Below are 18,032 nucleotides of genomic sequence, written 5' to 3' on the forward strand. Positions count from 1 at the left end.
CCACCCGTTGAGTCCTCGACCGGCTTGCGGTCAGCTTGTCGCGGGGGCTCCGTCCGGCGACCGTCCGATGAACACATCGCATCACCCCGCATTGCGACAGGCCTCACTGGACGACCCCCACCCACGAGTTGGGCAGAACCACGTCGTGACCGGTCGAAGTTCGCCGGCCACGACGGTTGAGCGCGGTTGGGGGTCAGCTCTTCCGGGCGTTTGTCGTCAACGCGGCGCAGATACCGGCCGCCCATGCCTCGATCTGCTCGAAGTCACGGAAGTCGCCGCCCTTGCCGGAGGAGACGATCTTCCGGGCGATGAACCCCTTCGCCCCCTCTTCGAGGCACCCGCCGAACGTGACGTGTTCCGTCACGTCGAGCCGGTCCATCGCCCGCTTCACGGCGGGGACGGGCGGGATGTCCCGTTCCGACGCGGAAGCGTCGAGGGGACCGCTGCTGAAGAACCACAACGGCAGCCCGGCGAGCGTGCGGCGGTGCCGGCGCACGAAGCGACGGGCGTCCTTGTGCCAGCGCCCTGCATACAAGCCGCCACCGACCACGACGGCGTCGTACGGTTCGATGCTCGTCACGGAGCGGGCGGGCAGCGCCTCGGCGGACATCCCCTCCTTGCACAGGACCTCGGCCACTCTCTCCGCGATCCGCGCCGTGGATCCGTTCGTCGTCCCATAGGCGACCAGAACGTTGCTCGGCATGGTGGTACGCCTCCTCTCACAGCTTTCGCAGCCAGTTCTCGGTGACTCCGTGGACGGACGGCTCGCCGGGGCGCAGGTGTGCGTCGTCGAAGCGATAGGTGAGTTTATCGACGACGCCGACGGCCCCGTCGATGCGGCGGCTCATGGCGACCGCGATCTCCGCCTCGCTCCGGCGCTCCAGCTGGCCGTCGAGTGTGATCACCCCCTCGTGGACGCCGACGGTCACGGTCTGCGGTGTGATCCACAGCGACCGCACCAGGACCTCGTCGATCACCTCGGAGCGGATCTCCCGGTCCGGACGCAGGAAGACCTGGAGCAGGTCGCGGCGGGTCACGATGCCGACGAGCCGGTCCTCCTCGTCCATCACCGGCAGCCTCTCCACCCGGTTCTGCGCCATGGTCCGGGCCGCCTCGGCGATGGTGTTCTCCGCGTACACGGTCACGGGTGGTACGGACATCAGCTGTCCGGCCGTACGGGCCTGTGCCTTGGCCGCCTGTCGCCGGGCGGTGCGGGTCGGCAGGACGAGCCGGAAGCGGCGCTTCGGCTCGTACGGGTCGGGGGTCTGTGCCTGCCGGGCGAGGAGGTCGGACTCAGAGATCACCCCGATGACCTTCTCGTCGTCGTCGACGACCGGCAGCCCGCTGATGCGGTGGGCGGCGAGCAGTCGTGCCACCTCCTTGAACGGGGCTCCGTACGGTGCCCGGACGACGTCCGTCGTCATCACGGATCCGACCTTGTTGTTCTTCACGGCTGTTCCTCCTCAGCGCAGTCGGCGCAGGTAGGGGTCCTGGGCGCGGCGCGGCAGCAGGCGGACGCGTACATCGAGCACACTGACCGCGCCGGGCGTCGCGAGGACGGGGTTGAAGTCGGCCTCCGCGAGCTGCGGGAGATCGCTCGCCATGCGGGACAGGCGTAGGAGCACCTGCTCCAGACCTTCGAGGTCCACGGGTCCGCCGCCGTGCGTGCCGAAGAGCAGCGGTGCGCAGCGCGGCGAGGTGATCAGGTCGTGGACGTCGTGGTCGGTCAGGGGGGCGAGGCGGGCCGCGTGGTCGGCCAGCACCTCCGTGGCCGTGCCGCCGAGACCGAACAGCACGAGGGGTCCGAAGACCTCGTCCTGGACGATCCCGGCGAACAGCTCGGTGCCGCGCGCGGCGAGTGGCTGGACGACGACTCCGGTCAGGAGTCCGGCGAACCGGGTCTCGAAGTCCCGGAAGGCGGCGCGGACTTGGGCGTCGCCCTGGAGGTCGAGGTGCACGGCGTGCTGTTCGCTCTTGTGGAGCAGGCCGGGCCAGTGGGCCTTCATGACGACGCGGCCGTCGGGTCCGCGCAGCCGTTCGGCGGCGATGACGGCGTCGTTCTCGGTCTCGGCCCAGGCCCAGTTCAGTTGCGGAATGCCGTAGCAGTCGAGCAGTTCGCCGCAGGTGCGGGGGTCGAGCCAGCCGCCGTCGGGGTGCGCCGCGAGGAAGTTCTCGGCGACCGTCCGGGCGCGCCCGGTATCGATGTCCACGAGGTCCGGGACGGTTCCGGCGGGCCGACTCAGCCAGGCCGCACGGTGGGCGGCGTGGGCCAACGCCCGTGCCGCCGCGCCCGGTTCGGAGTACGACGGGATGGTCCCGCCGTCCGTGACGGGCAGCAGCTCGACCGGCAGGGCCTGTTCCAGTCGCACGACGGCGACGGGACGTTCCCGTCGTGCGCGCCCGTCGGTGAGCGCCCGGACGAGATCGTCGCCGGTCGCTGTGGCGACGGCGGTGGGGACCAGCGCCACCAGGACGGCGTCGATGCCCGGATGCCGTGCGACCCGGTCCAGGCACTCCCTGAACTGCTCCTCGCTGACGGCGGCGGTGACGTCGACGGGGTTGCCCACGGCGGCGCCCTCCGGAAGCACACCGAGCAGGTCGTCCACCAGTTCGGTCGTCAGCGCCGGGAGGGCGAGTCCGGCCTCCGCGCAGGCGTCGGCGGCCAGGACGCCCGCGCCGCCCGCGTTCGTGACGATCGCGACGCGGCTGCCGGAGGGCAGCGGCTGGGCGTGCAACAGGGCTGCGGTTTCCAGGAGTTCGCCCACCGAACGGGTGGCGGTGATGCCGGCCTGGGTGAACAGGGCCTGCCGGGTCATGGTGCGGGTGGCGGCGGCCGCGGTGTGCGAGGCGGCGGCCCGGCGGCCCGCGTCGGTGCGGCCCGCGTCGACCGTGAGGACGGGCATACGGCGGGTCACGCGGCGGGCGGTGCGGGAGAAGGCGCGGGGGTTGCCGAACGACTCCAGGTGCAGCAGGGCGAGGTCGGTGCGGCCGTCGCTCTCCCACCACTGGAGCATGTCATTGCCGCTGACGTCGTACTTGTCGCCCAGCGAGGCGAAGGTGGAGACGCCGATGCCGAGCCGGGACAGGCCGTCGAGCAGGGCGATGCCGACGCCGCCCGACTGCACGGCGACCCCCGCCGTGCCGGGGCGCGGGTGGCCGGCGGCGAAGGTGGCGTCGAGGGCGAACCCCGGATCGGTGTTCGAGACGCCGAGGCAGTTCGGGCCGACGAGCCGCATGCCGTACGTGCGGCACGCGTTCAACAGTCCCTTGCCCTGGTCCGCGTCCAGCCCGGCCGTCACGACCAGCAGTGCCCGTACGCCGGCCTTGCCGCACTCCTCGGCGGTGGCGGCCACGGCGACGGCCGGGATCGCGAGGACCGCGAGGTCCGGGACGCGGGGCAGGGCGGAGACCGAGGGGTACGACGGCACACCGAGGACCGAATTCACCCCGGGGTTCACGGCGAACAGCCGCCGGGTGAAGCCACCCGCGTGCAGATGGTGCAGGAGGGCCCGGCCCACCGACCCGGGCCGGCGTCCGGCGCCGATCACGGCCACGGCGTCAGGGCGCAGCAGCGGTTCCAGGCTCGCCACGTCGGCGCCCCGGCCGCGTGTCTCGACGGCCGCGAGGTAGGTGTCGTCCTCGGCCAGTTCGATGGTGCAGCGCACCTCGGGGCCCTCGAAGTGCCGGGACGTACGCAGGCCGAGGTCGGCGAAGAGCCGCAGGACCTCGTGGTTCTCGGACAGGGCGTCGGCGGTGAACGTACGGACGCCCGCAGCCCGGGCGGCGGAGACCAGGTGCTCGACGAGCAGGGTGCCGACACCCCGGTGGTGCAGCCCGTCGGCGACCGCGATGGAGATCTCGGCCGTGCCCGCGCCGTCACCGGTCTCGTCTTCGGCCTCGTACTCGGCGAGCCCGATGACCTGGCCGTGTGTCTCGGCGAGCAGCGCCCGGTAGCCGGGCCGTGGCGGGGCACAGGCCCTGTCGGCGGCCATCTCGGCGGAGCGGTGGCTCGCGGCGAAGAACCGGAGGCGGAGGTTGTCCGGGGACATCTCCTCGTACAGACCGTGCAGTTGCTCGTGGTCACCGGGCAGCACGGAGCGTATGCACACCGTGGTGCCGTCCTGAAGCAGCGCGTGCACCTGGGGGTGGTCGTCGTCCGTCATCACTGGCCTCCTCGAAACCTGTCGACACTTCGAGCATCCAGCGATCCGGGGTCGCGCCCCAGGGGCTGACCGGGTGCACCGTATGGGCCGGTCGGCCCCGGTCTCTGCCTCCACCGGCTCCCTCCGGTCCCTGTGCACGGCGGGCCGGTGAACCCGGTGGGCTGTGGTGGCGCCGCCTCCCGCTCCCGCACGGCCAGAAAGGGTGAATCGCCTAGGCACAGCCGATCCTTTTCGGTGACGCCCCGACACCACGACTTCGGCCGGATCCGCGGGCACCTCAGAAGCACACCGGGCTCGTTCCCTCCGGAGGGAACGAGCCCGGTGCTTCGGGGTACGTGAGTGTGCGGGACTGACCCGAGGCCGCGGTCGCCTCGCGGCCGACCGGTGCCCCACGGGTACCGCCCTTTCCTGTGGCGTGTCAGTCGTCGGCGACCAGCGCGGTGAGGTCGAGCAGGCGGTTGGTGTACCCCCACTCGTTGTCGTACCAGCCGAAGACCTTCGCGAGCGTTCCGTTGGCCTGGGTCAGAGCCGGGTCGAAGATGCAGGAGGCCGGGTCACCGATGACGTCGCGGGAGACGATAGGCGCCCGCGAGACACGGAGAAAGCCCTTCAGGGGACCCTCTGAAGCCTCGGCGAAGGCGGCGTTGATCTCGTCTGCCGTCGCCTCGCGACGCAGTACCACCGCGAGGTCGGTGAGCGAGCCGTCCTCGACGGGCACGCGGACCGCGATGCCGTCCAGGACTCCGGCCAGCTCGGGCAGGACCAGTCCGACCGCGCGGGCGGCGCCCGTACTGGTCGGGATGATGCTGAGCGCCGCCGAGCGGGCGCGGCGCAGGTCCTTGTGCGGGCCGTCCAGCAGGGACTGGTCGTTGGTGTAGCCGTGGATGGTGGTCATCACGCCGCGCTCGATGCCGAACGCCTCGTGGAGCACCTTGACCATCGGGGCGACACAGTTGGTGGTGCAGGAGGCAGCCGACACGATCCGGTCGGAGGCGCGGTCGTAGGTGTCGTCGTTGACGCCCATCACGATGGTGGCGTCGGCGTTCTTGCCGGGTGCCGAGAGCAGCACGGTGTGGGCGCCGCTCTTCAGGTGCAGTGCGGCGGTGTCGCGGTCGCGGAAGCGGCCGGTGGACTCGATGACGATGTCGGCGCCGTTGTCGGCCCACTGGAGGGCCGCCGGGTCCCGCTCGGCGGTGACGGCGATGCGCCGGCCGTCGACGGTGATGGAGCTGTCGTCGTGCAGCACCTCGCGCCCGAGACGTCCGAACGTCGAGTCGTACTCGAGGAGATGGGCCAGGGTGGCGGGCGGCGCGATGTCGTTGACAGCGACCACCTCGACGTATTGTGTGCCCGCCTCGGCTCGGTCCAGTGCCGCGCGTAAATAGGTGCGGCCGATGCGGCCGAAGCCGTTGATACCGACGCGTACGGTCATGACGTTGAACTCCTTTGCGGGGTGCGGGTTTCAGTCGTGGATTCGGTCGGCGTCCTGAGGATGTGTCTGTTGCGGTACGACGGCGACGGGGCATGCCGAGTGGTGCAGGACCGAGTGGGCCACGCGGCCGAGTTGGAGTCCGAAGCCGCCGTCGCGGTGATGCGCGCCCACGACCAGCAGGTCGGCGTCGGCGGAAGCGTCCAGCAACACCCGCCGGGCGGTGCCCTCTTCGGCCCGTCTGCGCAGATCCACGGACGGATGCTCCGCGGCCGGCCCGTTCAGGGCCGACTCGAGGATCTCCACCGCGCGCCGCTCGTGCAGCCGGGCCGGTTCTCCCGCCATCAGCGGGTGGTCCGTGGACTCGTGGGCGGGACTACGCCACGCCCGCACCGCGTGCAGTGCGGCTTTGCGGACCTCTGCTTCCTGGAAGGCGAAGCGCACGGCTGCCGCCGAGTGCGGCTCCTCGCCGACTCCGAGGAGGACACTCCCGTGTCTGCCTGCGTCGGCCTGGTTGTCGTGGTTGCCGCGCAGCACGATCACCGGGCAGGCGGCGCGGGCTGCGACAGCGAGGCTGACCGACCCGATCAGCAATTCGGCCATCCCGCCGCGCCCGCGCGATCCGAGGACCAGCGCAAAGGCGCTGTGCGCTTCCTTCAGCAGCACGCTCACGGCGTCATCGGGCAGCACCTCGGTGGAGATCCTCACCTCGGCATGTCGACGGCGGGCCCGCTTCGCAGCGGCCTCGACGATGTTGTCCACCGCGATCTGCTCGGAGGTCCTGCCCAGCCCCTCCATGAGAGCGGCGCCTTCGTAGCGTTCCCAGAGGGACGCGTACACCAGGCGTAGCGGCAGACCGCGCAAAGCCGCCTCGTCCGTGGCCCAGTCGACGGCACGCATGCTGGGCTCGGAGCCGTCGACACCCACGACCAGGGGCAGCGGCTCACCGAATGCTCGTACGACCGGAGCCTTCATGGGATGTCTCTCTTTGCACGGTAGGTGACGAGGGGTGGCCGAGGTGATCAGCCGTGGGGGACCGAGCCGACCATGAAACCGCCCACACCGCTGAGTCCACGGGTGCCGAGCACCAGGAGTTCGGCGTCGTCCGCGGCCTTCACCAGCTCCTCGGCGGGCCGGCCGGTGAGCTGCTCCGTGATGACGTCGACTCCCGGGTGGCGCACCCGTATGCCTTTGGCCGCTTCGCGCGGGATCCTCCCCCAGCCTTCGGCCGGGGGTACCCCCATCTCGCTTCGATCGCTCCAGTGCCGGTGGGTCTCGGCGTCCGGCAGCGGTGCCTGGGCCATGGGTTCCGGGACCGGTTCCCCTGCGTGGACCAGCTTCAGTCGCAGTCCGCGCAGCCGCGCCTCACGGGTGGCCCATTCGGCGGCGGCGAGACTCTCCGGAGAACCGTCGAGGCCTGCGGTGACAGTGCGGAGCATGATGTCCACCTTCTGAATCAGGGTCCGATTCAAGCGTGGTGTCCGATGGGCTCGTCGTGCAGGGGCCGCAGGTCCCTGGTGGGGGCCGATCGGCCCATGACGGGACCTGCGGCCTGGGCGGCAGAGAGGACTGTGCTTCGTCCGGGATCCACCCGCAGTCCTGCGGTCACCGCAGCCAGGGGGTGCGGTTCACGACGGGCAGTCGCGCCCAGAGCTTCCCGAGGCCCCAGGTGGCGCCGGCGCCCGCGGCGGCCAGAGCGATCAGGACGACCGCGTAGATCACGTGGTAGTCGGTGAAAGGGTTGGGCGACATGCTCGGCGAACCGTCGGACAGATGCCGGGCGGGCGGCCATTCGGCGAGCCACATGAACGCCATCATCACCGTGCCCGCCAGCGCCGCGAGCCGCAGCGCCACACCAGCGACCAGGGCGATACCCACCCCGAGCAGACCGGCCATGAACAGCCAGTCCACCCAGCCCGCACCGGCCCAGGAGTGGAACGTCGACTCCATCGGCCCGGCCGCGACCCCGCCCAGGAACCCCTTGGTGGGCGAACCGCCGTCGATCCAGCCCTTGCCGGACCGCGTGGCGTAACCGAACCCGAACGTCTTGTCGAGGAACGCCCACAGGAACACGAAACCGGTCAGCAGACGCAGACCCGCGAGGGCGTACGAGCCGACCACCGACGTCGAGATGGTCGCGGCCTCACCCGGTGCCTGGGCCGAACGGGTCCTGCGCAGCGACGAGAAACGAAACCCCGTGTGCCGGTGGGACTGCTCGTGGATTGTCATGATGATGACCCCTTCGGAAGAAGGACGATGCCGAGCTGGTACCCGACGCAGATCACTCTCCCGACACGGCGCACACCTTGCCGGATGCCGAAAGGCCGTGCCCTTTGGGCTGAACGGCCCTTTGCTGCAGGCCTGTTGGTCTCGCGGTTCCGGGCGGCACCAACCTGTCGGCCTGTCAGACCGATTCCTGGAGCGTGTCGCCTTCGACGTCGAGGGTGGTGATGTCCACCTCGACCGGCAGCCGCTTTCGGCGACGCCCGTCGCACCCACCGGATACCGGGCGGCCACTGCCGAGCCGAAGACCTCGCGCCCTCCCAGCCCAGGGCTTTGGGCCGGTCGGCCCCTTAGCAACCTCGGCCCGTGGCTGCAGTCTGAGGAGATCCGCACACTCACAGCACCTCGTCCGGCAGGAGTCCCTCATGTCTTCGACCTACCCGGACTCGTCGACGCTGGAGACTCTCATCTCGGCCGCCGTCGCGGCACCTTCGATGCACAACACCCAGCCGTGGCGCTTCCGTCTCGCCGAGGAGCCGCTCACCGTGGAAATACACGCAGCCCCCGAGCAAGGGCTGCCCCGAGAGGATCCCCAGGGCCGGGGTCTGCACATCGCTGCGGGCGCGGCTCTGTTCAATCTGCGGGTGGCGGTGACGCACCTCGGCTGGAAGCCGGTCACGCGACTGCTCCCGGATCCCCACGACCCCGGGCTGCTCGCCTCTGTCCGGATAGCGCAGCAGGCCAGCGCTCGTGCACTGCACGCCGCTGAGCTGTACGAGGCGATCTGGCGCCGGCACAGCAGCCGGTTCCCGTTCACTGGCGAGGTAGTGCCCGGCAGCGTCATGAACGACCTCGTGGAAGCCGCTCAACTCGAGGGCGCCAAGATGACCGTGCCCGCACCACGCGAGACGGAGCGACTGCTGCGGATCACCGCCGAGGCGGAGCACCGCAACCACTTCGACCCGTACCGCAGCGCCGAAAGTCGCCGCTGGGCGAGCCGGGACGAGGCCGCGGACACCGGCATTCCGTCCGCCGCCCTCGGACCACAGGACGCCTTCGAACAACTGCCCATGCGCGACTTCTCCGCGCAGCGCTCGATGGAGCGGTTGCCCGCCCGACCGTTCGAGCGCACTCCTGCCTTGGTCTCGCTGGCAACGGGCCACGATCGGCGCTCCGACTGGCTGCGCGCCGGTCAGTCGCTCCAGCATGTGCTGCTGGTCGCGACCACGCACGGTCTGCGGACCTCGCTCCTCCACCAGGCACTGGAGTGGCCCGACCTGCGCGACGAACTGCGCAGCCCGACAGCGCCCTTCGACCACGTCCAGATGCTCATCCGGCTCGGCTACGGCCCGGAGGGCCCTGCTACTCCTCGCCGCTCGCCACCGATGTTCCTGGATCTCGACGGCACAGCATGTCGCGGCGAATCGCTTCCCTGAAGCTCGTCGACCCGCGCAGATCCTCTCAGCGCTCCGCCGACGACCGAACGAACCGGCCGCTGCCCGAAGGAACTTGCGCGTGGTCGACGACCGAACTCGGCATCGGGGCAGGACTCGCAAGTCACCCACTCACCGTTCCCATAAGGCTCCACCGGCAGCCCGGGCAAAGGGACAAGATCGTGAGACAGGTGTCGTGGCCCACGAGTGAGAAGACCCAGAAAACCCCTGTTCCGCCTGGATGAAGGGGACATTCCGTTTTGGAACCCGCACGGGCGACGCAGGTTCACATTTCCAGTGGCCTCTTCTCACCGCCTGTGCCTATTGTCCGGCCCGCGGGACACAGAGGTGAGACGAGCGGCTCGGGTTCGCCCCGGGAGAATGCAGTGAGCCCGCCCCCGGTCACACCGGGGGCGGGCTCACTGCTCCACGAAGTGGACGCGCACCCCGCACACCGCCTTCGCCGACGACAGCACCCCGGCTCCGGAGACGATCAGCGCCACCGACCCGACAGGCCCTGATCCAGCCCTAATCCTTGATGTCGAGCGCCGTTCCGTACAACCGGTCCACCTTCAACCGGATGACCAGGCGGCGCTCAGCGACCAGCTGCCTCAGGAAGGCATCTCCGTCTTCCGGCTCCGCGCCCTTCGGGATCATCCCGAGCAGTTCCCGCCCGACCGCGTCACCGGGAACCATCGTGACCTCGGAGACCTCGGCCCTGCCCTCCGCGACGGCGAACGACCACACGTCGTCGCCCTGCACATGCAGCGCGGCATGCGGGTCGCGCCGCAGGTGCTCGACCTTGACGCGGTCGGCTGTCGTCGAGAACCGCGCGATGCGGCCATCGGCATCCCAGCTGTAGAGCATGGTGGTCAGGTGGGGATGGCCGGTGCGCTTGACAGTGGCGAGGGTGCCGAACCGCTGCTTGCCGAGCAGGTCGGAGAGGGCTTCGTCGGACAGTGGGCGAGGTGCGGGACCTTGACTCATGACGTGACCAACGCCCGTGGCCACAACAGTATTTCCGGCGTTCCAACGGTCCCTTCGCGGTCGAGTCCGTGGTCGCTGGAATCCGCCGTCGCGGTGGCGTCCCGCCGGCCACAGGTCCACGCGACCGCACCCCTCCGCCGCGATCTCGGCGGTCCGTCGGGCGTCTCTGCGGGGCCGATCGGGTGGCGGGGACCATGTCGGGCCGCGACAGGCGGGTGCAGGCCCTGTGGACGCGATTGAATCCCACGGGCCCCCAGCGTCAACAGGAGGACGACCGCTATGACCGGCGAGGACATCCTCCTGGGCATCGCCCTGACCGTCGCCCTCGCCACGGGCTCGCAGATCCTGGCGAACAAGCTGCGCGTCCCCGCGCTGATCATTCTCCTGCCGGTCGGTTTCACTGCGGGCGCGCTGACCGACGTCATTCACCCTGCACGGCTCGTCGGCCCGGACTTCCCCGCGCTGGTCTCGCTGTCCGTCGCCGTGATCCTCTACGACGCGGGCCTCGGGCTGAACCTGCGCAATCTCACCGGCCGTACTCGCGGAACCGTCGTCCGGCTGCTGATCATCGGCATCCTGGTCACCTTCCTCGCCGTAGGGGGTATCGGACCGGCCCTGTTCGGCATCCCGCTGCGGGTGGCGGCGATGATCGGCATGATCCTCGTCGTGTCCGGTCCCACGGTCGTCGGCCCGCTGCTCGAATACGTCCGCCCGACGGACAGGCTGCGGCGCATCCTGATCTGGGAGGGAACGCTGACCGACCCGATCGGCGCCATCCTCGGAGCCGTCGTCTTCCACGCCGTCGCGACCTCCCACCGGGTCGACCTCGGCCGCGGCTACCAGATCGGGCAGTTCCTCATCAGCATGGGCGTCGGCCTCGTGGGCGGTGCGGTGGGCACCGTCATCCTCTGGCTGACCCTGCACAAGCTGCGGCTCGGCGAGACACTCGGCACCCTCGCCCAGCTGGCGACGGTGATCCTCGTCTCCGCGGGCTGCGACATCGTCCGCGACGACACCGGCCTCATCGCCGCCATCTTCACCGGACTCGCCATCACCAACCTCCCCGGGATGGACATGCCGGCCCGCCGGCCCTTCCTCGAAACACTCGTCCAGATGATCATCGGCCTGCTGTTCATCTCCATCTCCTCCGCCGTCACCCCCGACTCCGTGGTGCCCGTCCTCGTCCCCTCACTGATCCTGATCGCCGTGCTCGTCCTCCTGGTCCGGCCGCTCATCGCGTACGCCTCCGCCCGGGGTTCCGATCTGACCGTGGGCGAATGGGGCTTCATCGGATGGATGGCGCCGCGCGGCATCGTCGCCGCCTCGACCGCGTCCGCCTTCTCCGCCACTCTCGTGGCGAAGGGGCTGCCCGGCGCGGCCAAGATCCTTCCGATCACCTTCCTCGTGATCGTGGGAACGGTCCTGCTCTACGCCCTGACCGCCGCGCCCGTGGCCCGGAAGCTCGGCGTCGTCCGGTCGGCGCGGACACGGCCGCTGCTGGTCGGCGGGGCCCCGTGGGTGATCGGCCTGGGGAAGGCCCTGGAGGCCGCGGGTCTCGACGTCCTGATGTGGGCCGGGCTGGAGGAGGAACGCCAGCGGATCACCGCGGCCGGGATCGAACTCGCGCACGGGGAGATGCTGGCGACCGCGACCAACCCCCGCGCCCGCCTGGAGGGCGTGACGGCGGTGTTCCTGCTCACCGACGACGACTTCAACGCCCTCGCCTCCGTCGTCATCAAGGACAACGTGCAAGGGCCCGTCTACCGGGTGGGGCCGCCACGGGACAGCCACGGCGTGGTCGCCCCCTACACCGGCGGCGACATCCTCTTCGGCCACCCGCTCGTCCGGCACCGCCTGGCAGCCCGCTACGAACACGGCGCCCGCTTCCACGTCCAGCCCGGGTCCCAGCCGGTCCCCGCGGACCGCGACATCCTGTTCGTGGTCCGCGCCGACGGCCGGCTGGTCCCGGTCACCGGGACCCAGACGATCACGCCGCTGCCGGACGACACCGCCGTACTGATGGGCTCCGTATGACCTCCTGGGCCGACCGCTTCCGGCTACGGCAGTATGCCTTGGCGAGTCTGTGGATCGTCCCCCTGTTCGGGCTCCTGCTCGGCGTCGCCCTGGCCGAGGCGGCGTCCGCCGTGGACGGGGCGTCCTGGCTGCCGAAGACCTGGAACTACTCCGCGTCGACCGCGAGCAGCGTCCTCAGCTCCGTGGTCGGCGCGATGATCGCGCTGCTCGGGTTCGTCGTCACCATCGGCGTCCTCGTCATCCAGCAGGCCACCGGCACCCTCTCACCGCGCTACATGCGGCTCTGGTACCGCGACCGGTTGCAGAAGGCCGTGCTCGCCACCTTCACCGGCACCTTCTCGTTCGCCTACACACTGCTGCGGAGCATCGAGACCGACTCCGTGCCCAACCTCGGCGTGACCCTGGCCGGTGTCGCCGTCTCCGTGAGCCTCCTGCTCCTGCTGATCTACCTCAACCGCTTCACCCACAACCTGCGGCCGGTGGCGATCGCCGACATCGTGGGACGCCTGGGCGAACAGGTCCTCGACCACGTGGCGGCGCACGTACGGAGCAGCGCGGCCTCCGGCGGGGCGCCGGGCACGCCAGGTCCGGTGACCCGCATCCGGACCGAACGCGGCGGTGTCATCCAGGCGTTCGACGCATCCGGCATGGTCTCGCTCGCGGCGCGGCACGACTGCGTGTTCGTGCTGGCCGCCTCGGTCGGCGACTTCGTGCCGCCCGGCGGCACCCTCGTCGAGATCCACGGCGGTACCTCCGCGCCCGACCCGCGCCGGGTGACCGGACTCCTCGCCCTCGGTCCGGAGCGGACGATCGAGCAGGACCCGGCCTTCGCCCTGCGCATCCTGGTCGACATCGCCATCCGCGCCCTCTCCCCCGCGGTCAACGACCCCACCACGGCCGTCCAGGTGCTGAACCACATCGAGGCGTTCCTGTACGCCGTCGGACGCGTCGGACTCCGCAGCCGCTACGTGCTCGCCGACGACCGTGGCCGGCCGCGCCTCGTGCTGCCCGGCCGCCCGTGGGAGGACTACCTGGAGCTCGCCGTCACCGAGATCCGCGACTACGGTGCGACCTCCGTCCAGGTCTGCCGACGGCTCCGGGCTCTCCTCGATGGCCTCATGGCAACGCTGCCGGCCGAGTGCGGGCCCGCCCTCCGCACCGAACTCGGCCTCCTCGACGACGCGGTCGAGCGAGAGTTCGGCGACGCCCCCCGCCGCGCCGACGCACGGACGGCGGACCCCCAGGGCATCGGCGGACGGCACCGCCAGGACGCGCCGCCCGACGCCTCACCACCCGGCGGGCCCCGCCCGTAAGGCACCCGCAGGACACCCGTACGGGCGGGCCGGGCCGACCGGACCGCCGGTCAGAGGACGGCGATGGGGTTGACGGGAGAACCGGTGGCCGCGGGAAGGCGCAAGGGTGCGACGACACACAGAAACGACCAGCGGTCCGCCTCCTCGCACAGCGGCACCAGGTCCTCGAACCGCAGGTAGTCCATGAAGTACAGCCCGAGGGCGTGGATTCCCAGCACGTGCACGGGGAAGTCCACGCCCTCGGTGAGACTGGGGGCCGTGTCGTTGTTGCCGTCGCTGCCCAGTACGGCGACCCGGCGCTCGGCCAGGAACTCCATCGCGGCCGGGTGCAGGCCGGCCCGGCTGCGCGAGGCGTCCCACGGCCCGTCCTCCTCGCGCCTGCGGCGGTGACCGACCCGTACGAGGAGGATGTCCCCGGCATCGACCCGCACGCCCTGGGCGACCTCGGCGGCCCGGAGGTCGTCGGCGGTGACATGGTCGCCGGGCTCCAGCCACGACACGCCGCGCAGCCGCGGGATGTCGAGCAGGACACCACGGCCGACAATTCCGTTGCGCACGAGGTCGACGGACAGGGCGGTCGCGCCCTCGGCGGTCACGGTGCTCGCGGGGACGCCGCCGTGCAGCGTGCCGTTGTAGACGACGTGGCACAGGGCGTCGAGGTGGCTGTCGGCGTCGCCGTGAACGTTCATGGAGAAGTGGTCGGTGGCGAAGTGCAGCCCGGTGGCCGCGGCCTCGGACTCCGGGCGGCTGGTGAGCCGGTGGCCGGCCGGGTGGGGATTGCCGGGAGCCACGTCGGTCTCGATCGGAGACGACAGCGACACGGTCAGGCCCGCGCGGACCTCGGCCGCCGCGGCAAGGACCGTCGCCGGTGTGATGCCGACCGGCGTCCCGCGGCCGGCGGTGGAGGACGGAGTTCCGGTGGCGTCCGCCCGCTGCCGCAGTCTCGCGTACAGGGCATCGAAGGCGGCCCGGCTCTGTGTGCGGCCGCCGGGCACCGGCGCGCCCGGACCCGGCTGCCCGTGCCCGGGCTCAGCCACGCTGCCGCTTCCGGTCGATGGCCTCGTCCAGGGTCGACGCCGCCATGATGAGCGACAGGTGGGTGAACGCCTGCGGGAAGTTGCCGAGTTGCTCTCCACTCGGGCCGATCTCCTCGGCGAACAGGCCGACGTGGTTGGCGTAGGTATGCATCTTCTCGAAGGTGTAGCGGGCCGGACGGACCCGCCCGGCCCGGGCCAGGGCGTCGACGTAGAGGTAGGTGCAGAGGCTGAAGGTCCCCTCCGAGCCGCGCAGACCGTCGGGGGACGCGGCCGGGTCGTACCGGTACACGAGGCTGTCCGAGACGAGCTTGCGCTCCATGGCGTCCAGGGTGGAGAGCCAGCCGGGGCTCTTCGCGGCGAGAAACCCGACGCGCGGGATCAACAGGAGGGAGGCGTCCAGGACGTCCCCGCCGTAGTGCTGCACCAACGCCTGCTCGGACTGGCTCCAGCCCTTGTCCATGACCTGTTCGAGGATGCTGTCACGGGCGTTGCGCCAGCGCGGGATGTCGGCGGGCCGGCTGAGTTCCGTCGCAAGGCGCAGACCCCGGTCGAAGGCGACCCAGCACATCACCCGGCTGAACGTGAAGTCGTTGCGGCCTCCGCGCGTCTCCCACACGCCCTCGTCCGGACGGTCCCAGTTGTCGGAGAGCCAGTCCAGCGTCCGGGCGAGCCCCTTCCAGCCGTGGAAGCCCAGCTCCTCGCTCACGTCCATTCCCTCGGCCATCGCATAGAGGGCCTCGCCGTAGATGTCGAGCTGCAGTTGGTCGGCGGCGGCGTTGCCGGCACGCACGGGCCTCGATCCCCGGTAGCCCTCCCAGTGGTCGAGGATCTCCTCGGTCAGATGAGGATCCCCGTCGACCCGGTACATGATCTGCAGACGCTCGCCGGGCAGGTCCGCGCGGTCGCGCATCCGCTCCCCCAGCCATTTGGTGAACGCCGAGGCCTCCTCGGCGAACCCGAGGTCGAGCAGGGCCCGCACCGAGAGCGAGCCGTCCCGCACCCACGAGTACCGGTAGTCCCAGTTGCGCTCACCGCCGACCTGTTCCGGCAGGCCCATGGTGGCGGCGGCGACCGGCGCTCCGGTCGGATGGTAGGTGAGGAGTTTGATCGTGATGGCGGAGCGGTTCACCATCTCGGCCCAGCGGCCCCGGTAGTGGGAGGTGTGCAGCCACTTCTGCCAGAAGTCCACCTCATGCCACAACGCCTCGGTCATGCCCTCGACCGTCAGCGGAGGGGGCGCCTCGCCGTCGGCGGCGCACGTGGTGAAGACGGCGACGGCCGACTCACCGACTCCGAGGGTGACCGCACCCTTCACGTCCTGCCCGTCCCGCACCAGTGGGAAAGAGGTCTGCAGGTGACCGGCGATCCCGGGGCCCCGGAACACCGCATCCTGGGCCCGTAGTTCCAGCTCGTGGTCGGCCCGGCCGTAGTCGAACCGAGGTCTGCACTCCAGAAGGAACCGGACGGTGCCGCGCACCACGCGGATCACCCGGATCAGGCTGTGGCGGTCGGTGGGGGTGCGGCTGGTGTTCGCGGGCATCCAGTCGATGACCTCGCCGACGCCCTCCGGCGACATGAACCTCGTGACCAGCACGCCGGTGTCCGGGTAGTAGAGCTGCTTGCACGTCACGTCCGAGTGTTCCGGTGCCAGTCGGAAGTACCCGCCGCCGTCGTGGTCGAGCAGCGAGGCGAAGACGCTGGGCGAGTCGAACCTCGGCGAGCAGAACCAGTTCACCACGCCCTCGGAGGACACCAGGGCGGCGGTCTGCAGATCGCCCACCAGGCCGTGGTTCGCGATGGGTGGATAGCGGTCCATGAGCATCCAATCCAGGAGGTGTCGGCGCGGTCCACTATCTGACAGGCCGTTCACGGGCGCCTCTCGGAGCGACGGACGGGTGAACCGGGCCGTGAGCGGCTCCTGTTCGCCGCCTGAATCGGCCGGTACGACGGGTGCCGGGCACGGAGGCTCACACCATGTCCCGGGCGGGGCACGAGCGGATGCAGCCCTCGTGGGGAGCGCGCAGCATGAAGAAGTGAGCGAGCCGGTGGCTGCCTGCGACGGTTTCGCAGCGCGGCCGCACCCAGTCGCCGTGGTCTGCCGAGCATGGCGCGCACAGACGGGAGAACAATCGTGACTCCTCCCCGTCCTGAAGGACGGGGCTTCTCGCTATGCCGGGTCGGCGTGGCGACGGACCAGCCCGGCCCGTAGAACGTTGAGTGCTCCGACCGTGTCGGCGTGCGCGGTGTGGCCACAGGCGACGCAGTGGAACTTTTCCTGTGTGGGCCGGTTCTCCTTGGCGGTGTGCCCGCAGTGGGGGCAGGTGCGGGAGGTGTTGCGGGGGTCCACGGCGATCACTTCCCGTCCGGCGCTCTCAGCCTTGGCGTGCAGGATCGTCAGGAACACCCCCCAACCGGCATCAGCGATCGAACGGTTCAGCCCAGCCTTCGCAGCCGCCCCGTTGGGCAGGAAGGTGCCTGCCCGGCCGGGGTCGGGCCTGGCTGCGGGGGCCCTGCTCATGTTGCGGATCTTGAGGTCTTCGTGCGCGATGACGTCGTGCGCGCGGACCAGGCCGAGGGCGGTCTTGTGCGCGTGGTCCAGCCGCTGGCGGCGGACCTTGCCGTGGAGGTGGGCGACCTTCTCCACGGCGCGCCGGTGGTTGGCGGTGCGGTCCCTGGCCTTGCAGCGGGGGAACCTGGACAGGGCCTGCTGCGCGGCCTGGAGCCTGGCGGCGGCACGGCGGCCGTGGCGCGGGTTGGGTACGAAGGCGCCGTTCGAGTCGGCGAGGAAGTTCGCGATGCCCAGGTCGATCCCGACCACGCTGCCGGTTCCGGGCAGCGGCTGCGGCCGTTCCTGTTCAGCGGTGAGCACCACGAACCACTTGCGGCCCTCACGCTTGACCGAGACCGTCTTGACGTGGCCGGACACCGATCGGTGCCGGTTGACCTTCACATGCCCGACACCCTGGAGGCGGACCCGGGTGACCGGATCGTGCGGGGTGGAGTCCCAGCGGCAGCCGTCCCCGTCCTTCGGGAACTCCACCGTGTCGAACCAACTCACCCCGCGAAAACGCGGGTAACCGGGCGTCTGCCCAGCCTTGACGCGGCGGAAGAACGCGGCGAACGCCTTGTCCAGGCGGCGCAGAGTGGCCTGCTGCGAGGAGAAGGACCAGCGGCCCTGACGCTCCGGGTCGAACGCCCGGATCTCCTTGAGCTGCGCGGACTGCACCCCGTACCCGACGCTGGTCTTCGACACGTGCCGGTAGGCGTCACGGCGCTCCTGCAGGGCCCCGTTGTAGAGGGAGCAGTGATCCCGCAGCATCTCGGACAGTGCCTGCGCCTGGCGGACGGTGGGCCGCAGCAGGAACTTGTACGCACGGATCATCCAACCCACCCCCTCCGGTCAGGTTGGCTTG

The 18,032-nt window shown here is 70.6% G+C and carries 14 protein-coding genes; 3 read left to right on the forward strand and 11 right to left on the reverse strand.

Annotated features, from left to right (window positions below):
* Positions 1-193 precede the first annotated feature (193 nt).
* The 7 genes from N4G66_RS43510 to N4G66_RS43540 all read right to left on the reverse strand — a co-directional run bounded on the left by N4G66_RS43510 (position 194) and on the right by N4G66_RS43540 (position 7,821).
* Positions 194-703, reverse strand: coding sequence for a flavodoxin domain-containing protein (locus N4G66_RS43510; protein ID WP_261709862.1), 510 nt, complete (start codon positions 701-703; stop codon positions 194-196).
* A 16-nt stretch (positions 704-719) separates the two neighbouring features.
* On the reverse strand, positions 720-1,451 hold the full coding sequence (locus N4G66_RS43515; RefSeq protein WP_261709863.1) for a CBS domain-containing protein: 732 nt from the start codon (positions 1,449-1,451) through the stop codon (positions 720-722).
* Between the two features lie 12 nt (positions 1,452-1,463).
* A complete protein-coding gene (locus N4G66_RS43520) occupies positions 1,464-4,163 on the reverse strand; it encodes a bifunctional acetate--CoA ligase family protein/GNAT family N-acetyltransferase (protein ID WP_261709864.1) in 2,700 nt (899 codons plus the stop codon).
* A gap of 418 nt (positions 4,164-4,581) precedes the next feature.
* A complete protein-coding gene (gap, locus tag N4G66_RS43525) occupies positions 4,582-5,595 on the reverse strand; it encodes a type I glyceraldehyde-3-phosphate dehydrogenase (protein ID WP_261709865.1) in 1,014 nt (337 codons plus the stop codon).
* 30 nt (positions 5,596-5,625) lie between these two features.
* Complete coding sequence (locus tag N4G66_RS43530) at positions 5,626-6,567, reverse strand: universal stress protein (protein WP_261709866.1); 942 nt, start codon at positions 6,565-6,567, stop codon at positions 5,626-5,628.
* A 47-nt stretch (positions 6,568-6,614) separates the two neighbouring features.
* The gene (locus tag N4G66_RS43535; protein ID WP_261709867.1) at positions 6,615-7,031 is read right to left on the reverse strand and encodes a universal stress protein; all 417 of its coding nucleotides are present in this window, start codon (positions 7,029-7,031) and stop codon (positions 6,615-6,617) included.
* 166 nt (positions 7,032-7,197) lie between these two features.
* Positions 7,198-7,821 (reverse strand): DoxX family membrane protein, encoded by a 624-nt coding sequence (locus N4G66_RS43540; RefSeq protein ID WP_261709868.1) that lies wholly within the window; start codon positions 7,819-7,821, stop codon positions 7,198-7,200.
* A 419-nt stretch (positions 7,822-8,240) separates the two neighbouring features.
* On the opposite strand from N4G66_RS43540, the gene N4G66_RS43545 reads away from it, so the two are divergent.
* Complete coding sequence (locus tag N4G66_RS43545; RefSeq protein WP_261709869.1) at positions 8,241-9,251, forward strand: Acg family FMN-binding oxidoreductase; 1,011 nt, start codon at positions 8,241-8,243, stop codon at positions 9,249-9,251.
* Between the two features lie 525 nt (positions 9,252-9,776).
* Here the strand turns inward: N4G66_RS43545 and N4G66_RS43550 are convergent.
* Positions 9,777-10,235 (reverse strand): PPOX class F420-dependent oxidoreductase, encoded by a 459-nt coding sequence (locus N4G66_RS43550; RefSeq protein ID WP_261709870.1) that lies wholly within the window; start codon positions 10,233-10,235, stop codon positions 9,777-9,779.
* 279 nt (positions 10,236-10,514) lie between these two features.
* On the opposite strand from N4G66_RS43550, the gene N4G66_RS43555 reads away from it, so the two are divergent.
* Together N4G66_RS43555 and N4G66_RS43560 are read left to right on the forward strand one after the other, a co-directional pair.
* Positions 10,515-12,269: a cation:proton antiporter domain-containing protein gene (locus N4G66_RS43555; protein WP_261709871.1), complete on the forward strand. Its 1,755-nt coding sequence runs from the start codon at positions 10,515-10,517 to the stop codon at positions 12,267-12,269.
* On the forward strand, positions 12,266-13,582 hold the full coding sequence (locus tag N4G66_RS43560; RefSeq protein WP_261709872.1) for a DUF2254 domain-containing protein: 1,317 nt from the start codon (positions 12,266-12,268) through the stop codon (positions 13,580-13,582). Before N4G66_RS43555 ends, N4G66_RS43560 begins: the two co-directional genes overlap by 4 nt.
* 50 nt (positions 13,583-13,632) lie before the next feature.
* Here N4G66_RS43560 and N4G66_RS43565 read toward each other — a convergent pair whose 3' ends face one another.
* The 3 genes from N4G66_RS43565 to N4G66_RS43575 form a co-directional block, all read right to left on the reverse strand.
* Positions 13,633-14,577, reverse strand: coding sequence for a cyclase family protein (locus N4G66_RS43565; protein ID WP_391858987.1), 945 nt, complete (start codon positions 14,575-14,577; stop codon positions 13,633-13,635).
* A gap of 34 nt (positions 14,578-14,611) precedes the next feature.
* The gene (locus N4G66_RS43570) at positions 14,612-16,435 is read right to left on the reverse strand and encodes a glycoside hydrolase family 15 protein (RefSeq protein ID WP_261709873.1); all 1,824 of its coding nucleotides are present in this window, start codon (positions 16,433-16,435) and stop codon (positions 14,612-14,614) included.
* Between the two features lie 351 nt (positions 16,436-16,786).
* Positions 16,787-18,001: an RNA-guided endonuclease InsQ/TnpB family protein gene (locus tag N4G66_RS43575; protein WP_261709874.1), complete on the reverse strand. Its 1,215-nt coding sequence runs from the start codon at positions 17,999-18,001 to the stop codon at positions 16,787-16,789.
* Positions 18,002-18,032: the final 31 nt, after the last annotated feature.

The sequence above is a fragment of the Streptomyces rhizosphaerihabitans genome (assembly GCF_025399795.1).
GTDB classification, from domain to species: domain Bacteria; phylum Actinomycetota; class Actinomycetes; order Streptomycetales; family Streptomycetaceae; genus Streptomyces; species Streptomyces rhizosphaerihabitans.

Coding starts and splice junctions, on each gene's coding strand:
- N4G66_RS43555 (WP_261709871.1), top strand. CDS start 10,515: ATGACCGGCGAGGACATCCTCCTGGGCATCGCCCTGACCGTCGCCCTC.
- N4G66_RS43570 (WP_261709873.1), bottom strand. CDS start 16,435: ATGGACCGCTATCCACCCATCGCGAACCACGGCCTGGTGGGCGATCTG.
- N4G66_RS43550 (WP_261709870.1), bottom strand. CDS start 10,235: ATGAGTCAAGGTCCCGCACCTCGCCCACTGTCCGACGAAGCCCTCTCC.
- N4G66_RS43535 (WP_261709867.1), bottom strand. CDS start 7,031: ATGCTCCGCACTGTCACCGCAGGCCTCGACGGTTCTCCGGAGAGTCTC.
- N4G66_RS43545 (WP_261709869.1), top strand. CDS start 8,241: ATGTCTTCGACCTACCCGGACTCGTCGACGCTGGAGACTCTCATCTCG.
- N4G66_RS43560 (WP_261709872.1), top strand. CDS start 12,266: ATGACCTCCTGGGCCGACCGCTTCCGGCTACGGCAGTATGCCTTGGCG.
- N4G66_RS43520 (WP_261709864.1), bottom strand. CDS start 4,163: ATGACGGACGACGACCACCCCCAGGTGCACGCGCTGCTTCAGGACGGC.
- N4G66_RS43510 (WP_261709862.1), bottom strand. CDS start 703: ATGCCGAGCAACGTTCTGGTCGCCTATGGGACGACGAACGGATCCACG.
- gap (WP_261709865.1), bottom strand. CDS start 5,595: ATGACCGTACGCGTCGGTATCAACGGCTTCGGCCGCATCGGCCGCACC.
- N4G66_RS43540 (WP_261709868.1), bottom strand. CDS start 7,821: ATGACAATCCACGAGCAGTCCCACCGGCACACGGGGTTTCGTTTCTCG.
- N4G66_RS43530 (WP_261709866.1), bottom strand. CDS start 6,567: ATGAAGGCTCCGGTCGTACGAGCATTCGGTGAGCCGCTGCCCCTGGTC.
- N4G66_RS43575 (WP_261709874.1), bottom strand. CDS start 18,001: ATGATCCGTGCGTACAAGTTCCTGCTGCGGCCCACCGTCCGCCAGGCG.